At 72.5% G+C, this 14,018-nt stretch carries 11 protein-coding genes; 5 read left to right on the plus strand and 6 right to left on the minus strand.

The annotated features are described in order from the left end of the window. Nucleotides 1-112 precede the first annotated feature (112 nt). The 5 genes from AB0G74_RS25050 to AB0G74_RS25070 form a co-directional block, all read right to left on the minus strand. Complete coding sequence (locus tag AB0G74_RS25050; RefSeq protein ID WP_361150207.1) at nt 113-1,159, minus strand: TerC family protein; 1,047 nt, start codon at nt 1,157-1,159, stop codon at nt 113-115. A gap of 221 nt (nt 1,160-1,380) precedes the next feature. Further along, entirely contained in the window at nt 1,381-3,459 is a 2,079-nt protein-coding gene (locus AB0G74_RS25055; RefSeq protein WP_361150210.1) for a TerD family protein, read from the minus strand. Between the two features lie 156 nt (nt 3,460-3,615). Beyond that, nucleotides 3,616-4,194 carry a TerD family protein gene (locus tag AB0G74_RS25060; RefSeq protein ID WP_358823681.1) on the minus strand — a complete coding sequence of 193 codons (579 nt, stop codon included), beginning with the start codon at nt 4,192-4,194 and terminating at the stop codon, nt 3,616-3,618. A gap of 221 nt (nt 4,195-4,415) precedes the next feature. Then, nucleotides 4,416-6,569: an excinuclease ABC subunit UvrB gene (gene uvrB / locus AB0G74_RS25065; RefSeq protein WP_361150212.1), complete on the minus strand. Its 2,154-nt coding sequence runs from the start codon at nt 6,567-6,569 to the stop codon at nt 4,416-4,418. Between the two features lie 123 nt (nt 6,570-6,692). Continuing rightward, nucleotides 6,693-7,712 carry an MHYT domain-containing protein gene (locus tag AB0G74_RS25070; RefSeq protein WP_361150214.1) on the minus strand — a complete coding sequence of 340 codons (1,020 nt, stop codon included), beginning with the start codon at nt 7,710-7,712 and terminating at the stop codon, nt 6,693-6,695. A gap of 323 nt (nt 7,713-8,035) precedes the next feature. Here AB0G74_RS25070 and AB0G74_RS25075 point away from each other — a divergent pair, with 323 nt between their 5' ends. The 4 genes from AB0G74_RS25075 to AB0G74_RS25090 all read left to right on the plus strand — a co-directional run bounded on the left by AB0G74_RS25075 (nt 8,036) and on the right by AB0G74_RS25090 (nt 12,455). Then, the gene (locus AB0G74_RS25075) at nt 8,036-8,665 is read left to right on the plus strand and encodes a methylated-DNA--[protein]-cysteine S-methyltransferase (protein ID WP_361150216.1); all 630 of its coding nucleotides are present in this window, start codon (nt 8,036-8,038) and stop codon (nt 8,663-8,665) included. A gap of 239 nt (nt 8,666-8,904) precedes the next feature. Continuing rightward, entirely contained in the window at nt 8,905-10,158 is a 1,254-nt protein-coding gene (locus AB0G74_RS25080; protein WP_361150295.1) for an MFS transporter, read from the plus strand. Nucleotides 10,159-10,228: 70 nt separating this feature from the next. Continuing rightward, the gene (locus tag AB0G74_RS25085; RefSeq protein WP_361150218.1) at nt 10,229-11,131 is read left to right on the plus strand and encodes a pseudouridine-5'-phosphate glycosidase; all 903 of its coding nucleotides are present in this window, start codon (nt 10,229-10,231) and stop codon (nt 11,129-11,131) included. A gap of 379 nt (nt 11,132-11,510) precedes the next feature. After that, entirely contained in the window at nt 11,511-12,455 is a 945-nt protein-coding gene (locus AB0G74_RS25090; protein WP_361150298.1) for a PfkB family carbohydrate kinase, read from the plus strand. A 178-nt stretch (nt 12,456-12,633) separates the two neighbouring features. Here the strand turns inward: AB0G74_RS25090 and AB0G74_RS25095 are convergent, their stop codons facing one another. Further along, nucleotides 12,634-13,287, minus strand: coding sequence for a uridine kinase (locus AB0G74_RS25095; RefSeq protein ID WP_361150220.1), 654 nt, complete (start codon nt 13,285-13,287; stop codon nt 12,634-12,636). Between the two features lie 164 nt (nt 13,288-13,451). On the opposite strand from AB0G74_RS25095, the gene AB0G74_RS25100 reads away from it, so the two are divergent. Continuing rightward, complete coding sequence (locus AB0G74_RS25100) at nt 13,452-13,985, plus strand: hypothetical protein (RefSeq protein ID WP_361150222.1); 534 nt, start codon at nt 13,452-13,454, stop codon at nt 13,983-13,985. Nucleotides 13,986-14,018 lie beyond the last annotated feature (33 nt).

A 14,018-nucleotide genomic window follows, 5' to 3' on the forward strand; every position in this document is an offset into this window, starting at 1 on the left:
CGGACCAATCGCGTCAGGCGGCGGGGCGGCCGGGCCCGGATGCCGGGTCATGCGGAAGGGGTGGGTGCGACGGTCGTCGCACCCACCCCTTGAGCCGTATGCCCTACGGGCGTCAGGCGTCCACGCTGTCCTTCGCGGAGCCGGAGCCGTCGGCCCCATCGGCCCCGTCGGCTCCGGAGTCGCCGCCGTCGGCCGCGGCCTTCTCGGCCTCCAGCCGGGCCTGCTTCTTGGAGGCGATGAGGCTGGTGATCGTGGTGATGACCAGCACACCACCGATGACGGAGAGCGAGAACGGGATGGAGATCTCCGGAACGCTCACACCGTTCTCGTGCAGTGCGTGCAGCACCAGCTTCACACCGATGAAGCCGAGGATCACCGACAGGCCGTAGCTGAGGTGGACCAGCTTCTTCAGCAGTCCGCCGATCAGGAAGTACAGCTGCCGCAGACCCATCAGGGCGAAGGCGTTGGCGGTGAAGACGATGTACGGGTCCTGGGTCAGACCGAAGATCGCGGGGATCGAGTCCAGGGCGAACAGGATGTCCGTGGTACCGATGGCGAGCATGACCACCATCAGCGGGGTCATGATGCGCTTGCCGTTCTTCTGGATGAACAGCTTGGTGCCGTGGTACTGGTCGGCGACCCCGAACCGCTTCTCGGCGGCCTTGAGGAGCTTGTTCTCCTCCCAGTCCTCGTCGTCCTCGTCGGCCCGCGCCTCCTGGATGAGCTTCCAGGCGGTGTAGATCAGGAACGCGCCGAAGATGTAGAAGACCCAGGAGAAGCTGGCGATGATCGCGGCGCCCGCGGCGATGAAGATCGCTCGCAGGACCAGGGCGATCAGCACACCGATCAGCAGCACTCGCTGCTGGAGGTGCGAGGGAACCGCGAACTTCGCCATGATCAGGACGAAGACGAACAGGTTGTCGACGCTGAGCGACTTCTCGGTGATGAATCCGGCGAAGAACTCGCCGGACGCCTGGCCGCTGCCCCAGATCGCCAGGCCGATGCCGAAGAGCACCGCCAGCGCGATCCAGACGATGGTCCAGATTCCGGCTTCCTTGATCGACACGTCATGGGGCTTCCGCCCGATGAAGAAGTCGACCGCGATGAGGGCTGAGAGACCGAGGATGGTCAACAACCACACGGTAAACGAGATGTCCACTGCGCCTCCGGCGTCGTACGGCTACTTGATCAGCGTCGTCGCTGCCGGAGGTCTCCTCCACCCGGGTGGCCTCGCCACACTCGGGCCGGCGCCCCGGGACCTGAGGGTCCGTACTGACGGGCACGCCGCATCCGGGAGTACTCCCCTCCGCTTCAGAATGAGCGTACAGGAGTACCAAAGCACCGGTAAAGCAGTTGGTAAAGAAAGTTCAAAGTGGCTGGTCAGCGCTCCCATGAGCGTCGAGCTTCAGCCACTCGACCGAGCACCTGGCCGAGAATCGCACTCCCCTGCGGGATCATGGGCGGCTGGTACGTCCAGGAATGCCGTACCCAGGGATCCGCCAAATGGTCGTCCGGGACCGGAGTGATCCGCAGCAGCGACCGCCAGAGCGGATCGAGTACGGGACCGTAGGCCCGCGCGTCCTCACGGTCGGCCACCATCAGCAGATGGACCCCGACCTGGGGACCCTCGTCGGCGAGATAGCGCAGCTGGGTGACGGCGCGGTCGTCGAAGCCGTGCGGGAAGTCATTGACGATCAGCAGTTGCTCTGAGGTGTCGAGGTCCGGCGGGAGGGCGTCGGGCGCGCCGCCGCGGACCGCCATCGTGACCAGGTCCACCCGCTGGGTCAGCCGGGTGAGGGTGGCCGCGACCCCCTGGGACCCGGTCGCGGGCGACACCGCCAGCACCCCGGAGTCCACCAGGGGAGCCAGCGACGGAGCGCCCGTACCCGCCGGGTCGATCACCTGGACGGCGAAGTCGCCGGGCGGATGGACCGCCACCAGCCGGGCCGCGTGGGCGACCGCGCAGTCCAGGGCCAGCTTCCGCAGCTGGGCCTCGTCGAGCATCAGGGCCGTATCGGAGCCCGACCGTCCGCTGTCCACCCACAGCCCCCGCTCCAGCGGCAGCCGGAGCAGGAACGGAATGCGCAGCTCCGGCGTCTCGGGGAGCTGGAGGTCGCCCAGCCGGATCGCCATCGGGGTCTCCATCGGAACCCGGTAGGCGTGCCAGACGGGGTTGTCCCAGCGGGCGTAGGCGGGCGGCAGGGCGGGCTCGACCACATCGGACTCGGCGGAGAGCTGGGCCAGGTCCCGGTCGAGGGACTGCCGGGCCCGGGCCGTCAGCTGCTCGCACTTGGCCCGGGCTGCTTCGCGGGCCGCGTCACCGGCGCCGCCGATCCGGGCGCGCGGGTCGGCCAGCGCCTGGTCCAGCTCCTGGTCGAGCCGGGATTCGGCGAACTCGACGGCGCTGCGATAGGCGGCGACGGTACGGGCCAGATCCTCGAACATGCCCCAGATCTGGTTGTAGAGCCGTTCCTCCATGGACCAGCCCGTGGCGTCACCGGCGACGGGCCCGGCGGGCTCCCCGGAGGCGGCGGGGGCCGGTGCCGCGGGCGGCGGGGACGGCGGGGAGGGGCGGCGGCGGGGGTGCGAGTAGTCGATCCGGCCGCCGGGGACCGTGGGGGCGCCCGAGCCGGTGTCCGGCGCCCCTTCGGCGGAACTGGCCGGGGCCGGTCCTCCGGGAAGCGTCGGGTCGCCGCTCGCGGCCACCGGGGTCAGCGGGGGCTGTCCCGGGCGCGGGCCGGGGCCGGTGGCGGGGCCCGGGCCGGTCGGGACGGTGTCCGGGCCGCCGCCCGGGGAGCCGGTTCCCTGGGCGGGCGGGGCACCGGCGGGAGACATACCGCCGGCCGCGGAGCGGGCACCGTCGTCACCGGGGCGGGTGCGGAGCCGGGCGGGTTCGGTACGCGGCGCCGGGCGGGCGACGGCCGAGGCGATCTCGGCGGCCCGTTCCCGGGCCGTTTCGAGGCCGTGGTCGGCGAGGAGCTGGGCGAGGCCGCCCGGATATCCCTGGCCGACGGCCCGGACCTTCCACGCGCCCTGGCGGCGGTACAGCTCCAAGGCGATCACCGCGTTCTCGGCGTCGAGGCCGGTGATGGTGAAACCGGCGATCTCGGTACCGTCCCGGCGGCCGGCCACGGAGAGGAAGGGCGCGGCGGTGGCGCCGAAGTGGGTCGGTCCCCCGGCCCCCTCGGGCAGGACGATCAGCAGATGGACCCGGTGCACGTCGTCCGGTACGGCGCCGAGGTCGACCTGGAAGCGGGGAGCCGGGGTGGTCCCGGTGGAGACCTCGATCCCGGGCAGCGGGCGCGGCGCGCCGGGGTGCGCGAGCCAGGCGTCGCGTACGGTACCGGCCTCGTCGGCGCCCGCGGCGCAGACCATCACGGGGTGATGGGCGGAGACCCGTACCTCCAGGACGGTCTCGGGCAGCGGATGGTTCTGCCCTCGGACCAGCTCGGCCGTCATCGCCTCGTCCCCTCGGTTCTTCTGCTGTTGTCGTCGGGCGGGTGCCGTGCGGCGGCGGTACGCGCCGCGCGGTGCCCGCGGATGGCAAGCGGTACAGCTCCCGGCCGTCCGCTGCCGGGAGCTGTGGTGTCCGTCGTCCGTCCGGTGCCGGACGCCTTACAGGTGCGGGAGGATCGCGGGCATCAGGTCCTGGAACGTCCGGCCGTTGGCGGGGTTGCCCAGGGCCGTCATCTTCCAGCCGTCGCCGACGCGGTGCACCTTCGCCATGATCTGCGCGGTGTAGTTGCCGCCGCCGTCCAGGGTGTAGCGGGCCATCTCCTGGCCGTTGGTCTCGTCGACGATCCGGCAGAAGGCGTTCTTCACCTCCTGGAACGTCTGGCCGGTGAAGGAGTTCACCGTGAAGACGATCTGGTCGATGTGGACCGGCACCCGCGCCAGGTCGACCAGGACGGCCTCGTCGTCGCCGCCCGAGCCGGCGCCGCCGACCAGGTTGTCCCCGGTATGCCGGACCGAGCCGTCGTCGCTGACGAGGTGGCGGAAGAAGACCACATCCACGGGCTGCTTGTCGGCGAAGAGCACCGCCGACGCGTCCAGGTCGATCTCCTTGGTCCGGGTGCCGAACAGGCCGCGGCGGGCCGCCGCCTGCCAGCCCAGTCCCATCCGCACAGCCGTGAGGGTGCCCCCGTCGCTCTTCTGCAGGCTGATGGCCTGACCCTTGGTCATATTGACCGTCACGCGCTGTCCCCTTCTCACTGAAGTGCCGCCGCCCCCATGAGCGGCTGCCCTGCACCCTACGCAGTCTCGTCAACCGCGTGGCACAATTGGCCGATTATTGTGTCGGTCTTGCAACACAGCCCTGCGGCGTGCGCCGTCGCACGGTCCGGTTCCGGTCTCCCGGACGCCCGACCGGCCCCGCGACCCGGGTGTTTCCCGGGCCGCGTCCTCCTTGATCCGGCTCAGGCCAGCCCCGCCTCCTTCATCTGGCGCAGCTCCTTCTTCAGCTCCCCGACCTCGTCCCGGAGCCGGGCCGCCACCTCGAACTGGAGGTCGGCGGCGGCGGCGCGCATCCGGGCGGTCATCTCCTCGATGATCGCGGACAGTTCGGCGGCCGGGCGGTCCGTGACCGGAGCGGGTGCCTTTCCCCGGCCCTTGCCGCCCCCGGCCGCGGCACCGGTCCCGCCGGGTCCGGTGGTCCGCAGGGACGGCACGGGCGCCTTGCCGCCCTTTCCGTCCTTGCCCGAGCGGTACCCCGTACCGAGCAGCTCCTCGGTGTCGATCTCCTCGCGCGCGATCTTGGCGACAATGTCGTTGATCTTCTTGCGCAGCGGCTGGGGGTCGATGCCCTTCTCGGTGTTGTAGGCGATCTGCTTCTCCCGGCGGCGGTTGGTCTCCTCGATGGCCTTCTCCATCGCCGGGGTGATCTTGTCCGCGTACATATGGACCTGGCCGGAGACATTGCGGGCCGCCCGGCCGATGGTCTGGATCAGGGACGTCCCGGAGCGCAGGAAGCCCTCCTTGTCGGCGTCGAGGATCGCCACCAGGGAGACCTCGGGCAGGTCGAGGCCCTCCCGCAGCAGGTTGATACCGACCAGGACGTCGTACTCACCGGCCCGCAGTTCGCGCAGCAGCTCGACCCGGCGCAGGGTGTCGACGTCGCTGTGGAGATAGCGGACCTGGATGCCCATCTCCAGGAAGTAGTCGGTGAGGTCCTCGGCCATCTTCTTGGTGAGGGTCGTCACCAGCACCCGCTCGTCGCGTTCGGTGCGCAGCCGGATCTCGTGGACCAGGTCGTCGATCTGGCCTTCGGTGGGCTTGACCACGACCTCCGGGTCGATCAGGCCGGTGGGGCGGATGATCTGCTCCACGAAGCCGTCGGAGCGGGCCAGCTCGTAGTTGCCGGGGGTGGCCGACAGATAGACGGTCTGGCCGATCCGCTCGGTGAACTCCTCCCACTTCAGCGGCCGGTTGTCGAGGGCGGACGGCAGCCGGAAGCCGTGGTCGACCAGGGTCCGCTTGCGGGAGGCGTCGCCCTCGTACATCGCGCCGATCTGCGGGACGGTGACATGGGACTCGTCGATGACCAGCAGGAAGTCCTCGGGGAAGTAGTCGAGGAGGGTATTGGGCGGCGAGCCGGGGTCACGGCCGTCGAAGTGCATGGAGTAGTTCTCGATGCCGGAGCAGGAACCGATCTGGCGCATCATCTCGATGTCGTAGGTCGTCCGCATCCGGAGCCGCTGGGCCTCCAGCAGCTTGCCCTGCTTGTCCAGCTCCGCGAGGCGGGACTCCAGCTCGGCCTCGATACCGGTGACCGCCTTCTCCAGCCGCTCGGGTCCGGCGACGTAGTGGCTGGCGGGGAAGACGAAGAGCGACTGGTGGTCGTCGATGATCTCGCCGGTGAGGGGGTGGAGGGTGGAGAGGGCCTCGATCTCGTCGCCGAACATCTCGATCCGGACGGCCAGCTCCTCGTAGACCGGGAAGATCTCGATGGTGTCGCCGCGGACCCGGAAGGTGCCGCGGGTGAACGCCGTGTCGTTCCGGGTGTACTGGATGTCGACGAAGCGGCGGAGCAGCTGGTCGCGGTCGGTCTCCTCGCCGACCCGGAGGGGGACCATCCGGTCGACGTACTCCTGGGGGGTGCCCAGGCCGTAGATACAGGAGACGGAGGCGACGACGATCACATCGCGCCGGGTGAGCAGCGAATTCGTCGCGGAGTGGCGCAGCCGCTCGACCTCCTCGTTGATCGAGGAGTCCTTCTCGATATAGGTGTCGGACTGCGGGACGTACGCCTCGGGCTGGTAGTAGTCGTAGTACGAGACGAAGTATTCGACGGCGTTGTTGGGCAGCAGCTCGCGGAACTCGTTGGCGAGCTGGGCGGCCAAAGTCTTGTTCGGCGCCATGACCAGGGTCGGGCGCTGGAGCTTTTCGATCATCCACGCGGTGGTGGCCGACTTGCCGGTGCCGGTGGCACCGAGCAGGACGATGTCCTTCTCCCCCGCGCGGACACGCCGCTCCAGGTCGGCGATGGCCGTGGGCTGGTCGCCACTGGGGCGATAGGGGCTGACGACCTCGAAAGGCGCCACCGTGCGTTCGATATCGGAAACGGGCCGCATGGATCCACCGTACGACCCCCCACTGACAATCGGGGTCGCGGACCGCTCCGGGGGGCCGCGGACCGGCTCGCGCGGGCGGCCCGTGGGCGGCCGGTCACGGTGCGTCCGGCCGCCCCGCCGGGATCACCAGCCGTCGTACTGCTGGGAACGGCGGCGCAGGGCGCCCTCGTCGGCGACCGGGTCCGGGGCGGCGGTCGCCGCCCCGTCAACGCCGACACCTACGCCGACGCCGTAGCCGTAGCCGGTGCCGCTCCCGTGGCCGTGGTGATGTCCGTGGTCGTGCGCGTGCGCGTAGCCGTGGGCGTACGAGCGGCCGGGGTCGGCGGTCACCATGCCCGCGCGCCGGGCGCTCTCGGCGGGGATTCCCGGCGCGGGTTCCGTACCGGGCCCGGAGCGCTCCCACTCCGGCTGGCCCATCACCAGCAGGGGATCGAACATCACGACCACTCCGGCGATCAGCAGGAAGGCCAGCGGTCCGATCAGCATGGGCAGCAGCAGGGCCACGGCCGATTCGCCGCCCCGCGCGGCGCCGGACGCGCCGTGCAGATGGACGCTGACGGCGGCCATGCCCGTGTAGTGCATTCCGGTCACCGCGATGCCCATCACCAGGCTGGCGCCGAGGCTGGCGAGGAAGCCGTGGATGGAGACGGCGGCCCACAGGGCGGCGGTGGCGGCCACCACGGCGATGATCACGGAGAGGGCGACGGTCACGGTGTCGTACTGGAGGGTGCCGCGCAGCCGCATCCCGGCCATACCGAGATAGTGCATGGACGCGACGCCGAGTCCGGTGATGGTTCCGCCGGTGACCAGGGCCATGGCGGTGGCGCCCCGGTAGCCGACGATGAAGATCCCGATACCGACCATGACGATCGCCACCGCGAGGCTGGCGAAGGTGATCGGCGGGTCGTAGGTGATCGGGGCGCCGTCGACCGAGAAGCCGATCATGGCGATGAAGTGCATGGTCCAGATGCCGGAGCCGATCGCCGTCGCGCCCATGGCGAGCCAGCCCGCCTTGAACGACCGGTTGTTGCGGACCGACCGGGTGGTGCAGCGCAGGCCGAGGGCACCGCCGAGGCAGGCCATCACATAGGCGGCCAGCGGTGTGACGATCCCATAACTGAATCCGTCGATGGTTCCTTGCATGGCGTGCGTCCTTGCTCCCGGATTTCGCGCGATCCCCTGGTGTGATCCGCGATCCCCCGGTGGAACGTCTGTACATGTTCAGCAGCCGAGGGTATGACCCGGTGGACCGGGGGAGAACACGAGGGGTCGAATTATCGGCCCGGAGGCCCTCGCATGCCGCATTCTGTGCGTTCCAGTGCCTTTTCGGGCCGGGAAACCACGTGTAGACGTTGATTCCTGAGCGTTTCCGCCAAGGGGTGGGAATTCGGCCGTGAAGGAGTCGTTCCGGGCCGGGGGACGGTGGCGGAGGTCCGTTGTCAGTGGGCGGTCGTACGGTGGTCCGTATGAGCCGTACGAACGCCGTCACCGAGCCCGGCGCCGCCCCGGGCGGGGCCCCGAGCGCCGCCGCCGACCGTACGAACGCGCCGGGTGGCGCGGGCACCGTCGAGTGGACCGTCCTGGAGACCGCGATCGGACCACTGCTGCTGGCCGCGACCGAACGCGGCCTGGTGAATGTCGTCTTCCACGCCGACGAGCGGATACGGGCCACGGCGCTGCGGCGGCTCGCCGGACGCCTCGGGGCGACACCCGTCGAGGTCTCCGCCGGTGAGCCGGGCCGCCTCGCCGAGCCGATACGGCAGTTCAGGGCGTATTTCACGGGCGGGCTCACGGCGTTCTCGCTGCCGTTGGACTGGTCGCTCTCCGGCGGCTTCAACCGCGAGGTGCTGAAGCGGCTCGACGAGGACGTCCCGTACGGCGCGGTCGTCGGCTACGGCGATCTGGCGGCCCGGGTGGGCCAGCCGGGCGCCGCGCAGGCCGTGGGCGCCGCCATGGGCTCCAATCCGCTGCCGATCGTGGTGGCGTGCCACCGTGTGGTGGAGACGGACGGCGGGCTCGGCGGCTTCGGCGGCGGTCTGGAGACCAAGCGTCTGCTGCTGGCGCTGGAGGGAGTCCTGCCGGAGCCGCTGTTCTAGGACGGCACCCCTGGGGCGTCCGGCGCCGTAAGACCCGCCCAGTGGGTACGGCCCGCCGGGTCCCCCTCCTCATGTGATCGGAACCGCAGGTGGGAGGGGGGAAAGCGGTGTCCCCGGCCCGGTCGAGCTGGGACACTGCGTCGGTGAACCCGAGCCCTGAGCCCTCCGATACCCCCGCGATATCCGGGACCGAACCGGTTCCGGGCCCCGGCCCCGTAGCTGTCCCCGCGCCCCGGCACGTGGGTGACTCGCCCGGTGGAACCGTCTCGGCGGCCGAACTGCCCGCCCTGCAACGGCGGATCACCATCGCCCTGGTGATCAGCCAGATCCTGGGCGGGCTGGGGATCGCGACCGGTGTCGCGCTGGCGGCGGTCCTGGCCCAGGAGGTCAGCGGAACGGACGCGCTCTCCGGGCTGGCGTCCACGGCGTCCGTGGTGGGTACGGCCCTGCTGTCCGTACCGCTGGCGGCGCTGATGACGGCGCGCGGCCGACGGGCCGGTCTGGTGCTGGCCTATGTCATCGGGGCCGTCGGCGCGGGTGTGGTGGTGCTGGGCGCGGTCGCCGACAACTTCCCCGTCCTGCTGGCGGGCCTGGCGGCGTTCGGCGCCGGAAGTCTGGCGAATCTCCAGGCCCGGTTCGCCGCGGCCGATCTCGCGCCGCCGGAGCGGCGGGGGCGGGCGATCTCCCTCGTGGTGTGGGCGACCACCATCGGTGCCGTACTCGGCCCGAATATCGCGGCGCCCGCCGGGGACAGCGTCTCCGGACTCGGGGTACCGGCCGAGGCGGGCCCGTTCATCTGGGCGGGCGGGGTGTTCCTGCTGGCGGCGGCCGTGCTCCAGCTGATGCTGCGGCCCGATCCGCTGTTGACGGCCCGGGCCCTGGCGCCGGAGCCCGAGGACAAGGCGGACGGGTCGCTGCGGGCAGGCGTCCGGGCGGTACGGGAGTCCCCGGCGGCGCTGCTGGGCCTGGTGGCCATCACCGTCTCGCACACCGTGATGGTGTCGATCATGTCGATGACCCCGGTGGCGCTGAAGCACCACGGCGCCGGGATCGAGCTGATCGGCCTGGTGATCAGCGGCCATATCGCGGGGATGTACGCGTTCTCCCCGGTGATGGGCTGGCTGGCGGATCGTTACGGCAGGGTGAGTGTGATCGGGCTGGCGGTGGGGCTGCTGGCACTGGCCGCCCTGCTCGCCGGAACGGCGGACGGCAGCCACGCCCTGGTCGCCGCCGGACTGTTCGTCCTGGGTCTCGGCTGGTCGGCGGGGCTGGTCGCCGGTTCGGCCCTGCTGACGGACTCGGTACCGCAGGCCGCGCGGGCCCCCGTCCAGGGGCTGTCCGATCTGGCCATGAACGCCGCGGCGGGAATCGGCGGCGCCCTCGCCGGACTGGTGGTGTCGCAGCTGGGCTACGGCGTCCTCAACCTGATCGGCGCCCTGATGCTGCTCCCGCTGGCCGCGCTGGCGCTCCGCCGCCCGCCCGGCCGCGCCTGACCGGGTCCGGCCCCGTCCCCGGCCCGGCACCGGGGTTTGCGCGGCCGTCCCGGGTGCCAGGGATGGGGACATGGCGCTCACGGAGATTTCCGAGGAAGTACGCGACGCCCTCGCCGCCCGGCGGCCGGTCGTCGCCCTGGAGTCCACGATCATCGCCCATGGTCTGCCCCGGCCGCGCAATCTCGACATCGCCGTCGAACTGGAGGCGGTCGTACGGTCGCTGGGCGCCGTACCCGCCACGATCGCCGTACTCGGCGGCCGGGCCAGGATCGGTCTCGACACCGCCCAGCTGGCCCGGATCGCCGGTGGCGAGGGCATCCGCAAGCTGGGCCGCCGGGATCTGGCACCCGCACTCGCGACCGGCGCCGACGGGGCGACGACCGTGTCCGCGACCGCGTTCCTGGCCGCGCGGGCCGGGATCCGGGTCTTCGCCACCGGCGGGCTCGGCGGGGTGCACCGGGACTGGGTCCGCTCCCAGGACGAGTCGGCGGACCTGCCGGAGCTGGCCAGGACCGGTATCGCGGTGGTCTGCGCCGGGGTGAAGTCCGTACTGGACGTCCCTGCGACCCTTCAGCGGCTGGAGACCCTCGGGGTGGGTGTCGTCGGCTACGGAACGGACCGCTTCCCCGGCTTCTATCTCACCTCGTCCGGCGAGCCGGTGGACTGGACCGTCGAATCCCCCGAGGAGGCGGCGGCGGTGATCCGGGCCCGGGAACGCCTCGGCGGCCCGGATTCGGCGCTGATCGTGGCCAATCCGGTCCCGGAGTCCGCCCAGCTCGACCCGGAACTCCACGACCGGGTCCTGGGCGCGGCGCTCGACGCCTGCGCGGAGCACGGGATCGCCGGCCAGGGGGTGACGCCGTTTCTGCTGGACTACCTCTCCCGGCATACCGGCGGCGCGTCCCTGGAGGCGAATGTGGCGGCCGTACGAGGCAATGTCCGGCTCGCGTCCCTGATCGCGGCGGCCCTGTGACCGGGCTCGCCGCCCCGGTCGTCGCGGTCGGCGCCCCGGGAGGCGGCCCGGCACGGCGGGCCCCGAGCGACCCCGGTCTCCCGACGGGCGTCGTCCGCCCACCCGTCGGACCGCGCCCGGTGTCGCCGGGGACGCGCCGGGTACGCCCGGGGAGCCGGCGGACGCCCCGTACGGAACTCACGCCTCCGGACCCCGGTTCCGGCACCCGGTGCCGGGGGTGACCGGCCCGAAGAGCGGCCGGAGCGTCCGGGGCGGCGGCGGGGTCGGCAGCGGTCTCCCCGGGCGGGACACGCCCTCGGTGTGCGGCGGGCCGCGGGAGGGAACCGGCCCCGGCACGGTCCGCCGGGGTGTCGGCGGACCGCCCGGCACCCCGGGCGCGCTGCTCGTGGTCGGTGATGTCGTGACGGATGTCGTGGCCCGGCACACCACTCCCCTGACGCCCGGTACCGATACCGTCGCCCGGATCCGGATCCTGCCCGGCGGCGCCGGGGCCAACGCGGCCTGCTGGGCGGCCCGTTCCCGGGGCCGCGGCGACGGCGGCCCCGAGGTCCGGCTGCTGGGCCGGGTGGGCCGGGCCGAGGCCGACTGGCACGCCGGGCGGTTGCGGGCGGCAGGGGTCAGACCACTGCTGATAGCGGACGGCTCCGCCCCGACGGCGACCGTGGTCGCACTCGTCGACGCCGGTACGGGGGGCGAGCGGACCTTCCTCACCGACAGCGGGGCCGTACTGCGGATCGGCCCCGCCGACTGGTCACCGGAGCTGCTGGACGGCGTCGGGCACCTCCATCTCTCCGGCTACCTCCTCTTCGCCGATGCCGCCGCCCGACTCGTCCGGCTGGCCCGGGAGTCGGCCCGGGACCGGGGTGTGACCGTGAGCGTCGACCCGGCGTCGGCGGGCTTCATCGCCCGCCGGGGAACCGAGCCGGTGCTGGCCGCGCTCCGGGGAGTCGACCTCGTCCTCCCCAACGCCGACGAGGCCCGGCTGCTGACCGGGGTCGCCGACCCGGTATCCGCCGCCGAGGTGCTGGGCCGCCGTTTCGGGCTGGCCGTGGTCACCCTCGGGGCCGAGGGCGCCGTGGTCGCCGGGCCCGGCGGGATCACGGCCCGGGTCCCGGCTCCCCGGGCCGAGGCCGTGGACACCACGGGCGCGGGGGACGCCTTCACCGGTGCCTTTCTCGCCGCCTGGATGACGGGGGCGGACCCCGCCGAAGCGGCCGTCGAGGGCTGCCGGGCGGGCGCCGAGGCGGTCACCCTGACCGGCGGCCGTCCCCTCCTCCCCGACGGGCCGTACGAGCCCGGCGCCCCTCCCGGGGTCGTCGGCTGACCGGTCCGGTCGGGAACGGCGGTCCGCTCCCGACCGGTTCGGCCGCCGCGCCCCGACGCACCGGGCACCAAGCACCCGGCGCGCGGCCCGAGGTCCGGGGCCCGGCGATCCGACGGATGAAGCGGGCAGGCCGTCGGCCGTCCGGTCCCCGCCGGAGCTGCGGAACCGGCGGACCGGCTCAGCCCGGAACACCCCACGCGGGGTGCCGGGGGTCGTCGGCCCGTACCACGATGTCGGCTGTCCGCTCCGGCCCCACCTCCTCCTCGTATCTCCCGAACGCGGGCAGTGTCCACTGCTCGGCCCGGGGCGTCCGCCGTCGCAGCGCGGCCGGGGAGAGCCGCAGATGTACGGTCAGGTCGAAGGGGAACCCGTGCCCCAGCAGAAACGGCCCGTACAGCAACAGCACTCCGTCGCCCGGCACTCGCACCGCCGGGCTGCGGGTCGCCCGGTCGGTCACCGGATCCCACAGATCGGGCAGGACCCGGCCCGTGCCGCCCTCCTCCAGGGGCCCGAAGACCTCCCGCCACAGGGCACCCGCATCGAACCAGTCGTCGTAGTACGCGTCGGGGTCCTCGCGCCCGTACTCGTACCGCAGCGACGCGGGGCGCAGGAATCCGCCGGTGCCGACGGCGAGTCCGGGCCGCCCCCGCAGCCGCAGGGCCTGCTCGACCCGGGTGGCGAACTCCCCGGCCCCCGCGGCCGGCGCCCCGTCGATCCCGATCCGCAGCCGGGAACCCCCGGCCTCCGCCGCACCGGTCGGGGGCCCCGCCGCCAGGGCGCGGTCCGTGACGGCTTCGGTCAGCCGCTCCCAGGTGATCGGTTCGACTCTCATCAGTTCATCATCGCCCGGCCCGGCCGTCGACCCCGGTGGCGACGACTCGCCAACCGTCTCGCGCGCCCGCCCGGGGCGGTCGGGGCGGGTCCGGGCAGGTCCGGTGACGAGGGAGCCGGGCCGTGGGCTGCCGAAACGGTCCCGGGATGGGAGAGTTCACCCTCATGACAGACCGCCCGCTGCTGCTCCTCGACATCGACGGCCCGCTCAACCCGTTCGCGGCGCGCTGTCCCCGGTTGCGCGGCTATACGGCCCACCGGCTCCGTCCCGAGGTGTGGCTGTCGCGTCAGGTGCCCGGGTCGCGCCGCCACCGGCGGGGGCTGCGGGTCCGGTTGAACCCCTCGCACGGTGAACGGCTCACGGAGCTGCCGTTCGCCCTGGCCTGGGCGTCCGCCTGGGCGCACGACGCCAACGCGCTGGTCTCGCCGCGGATCGGGCTGCCGGGCGACCTCCCGGTGGTGGAGTGGCCCGCGGCGCCCGGCGCCGACCCGGACGGACTGTGCTGGAAGACCCGTACCCTGCTGGACTGGGCGGCCGGGCGGCCGTTCGCCTGGGTGGACGACATGATCACCTCCAGGGACGCCGCCCATGTCGCGGAACACCACGACGCCCCGGCGCTGTTGATGCGGATCTCGCCCCGGTGGGGGCTGCGGGACGAGGACTTCGCCGAGTTGCGCTCCTGGGCGGGAACCCTGTGAACGACGCCGGACGGTGACAGGCGGGACCGTGGT

The organism is Streptomyces sp. NPDC020875, assembly GCF_040641415.1.
In the GTDB taxonomy this organism is placed as follows: Bacteria; Actinomycetota; Actinomycetes; order Streptomycetales; family Streptomycetaceae; genus Streptomyces.

What these genes read in the sequence shown, in the direction of transcription:
- AB0G74_RS25055 (WP_361150210.1), bottom strand. Translation starts at nt 3,459, where the DNA reads ATGACGGCCGAGCTGGTCCGAGGGCAGAACCATCCGCTGCCCGAGACC.
- uvrB (WP_361150212.1), bottom strand. Translation starts at nt 6,569, where the DNA reads ATGCGGCCCGTTTCCGATATCGAACGCACGGTGGCGCCTTTCGAGGTC.
- AB0G74_RS25070 (WP_361150214.1), bottom strand. Translation starts at nt 7,712, where the DNA reads ATGCAAGGAACCATCGACGGATTCAGTTATGGGATCGTCACACCGCTG.
- AB0G74_RS25075 (WP_361150216.1), top strand. Translation starts at nt 8,036, where the DNA reads ATGAGCCGTACGAACGCCGTCACCGAGCCCGGCGCCGCCCCGGGCGGG.
- AB0G74_RS25085 (WP_361150218.1), top strand. Translation starts at nt 10,229, where the DNA reads ATGGCGCTCACGGAGATTTCCGAGGAAGTACGCGACGCCCTCGCCGCC.
- AB0G74_RS25095 (WP_361150220.1), bottom strand. Translation starts at nt 13,287, where the DNA reads ATGAGAGTCGAACCGATCACCTGGGAGCGGCTGACCGAAGCCGTCACG.
- AB0G74_RS25100 (WP_361150222.1), top strand. Translation starts at nt 13,452, where the DNA reads ATGACAGACCGCCCGCTGCTGCTCCTCGACATCGACGGCCCGCTCAAC.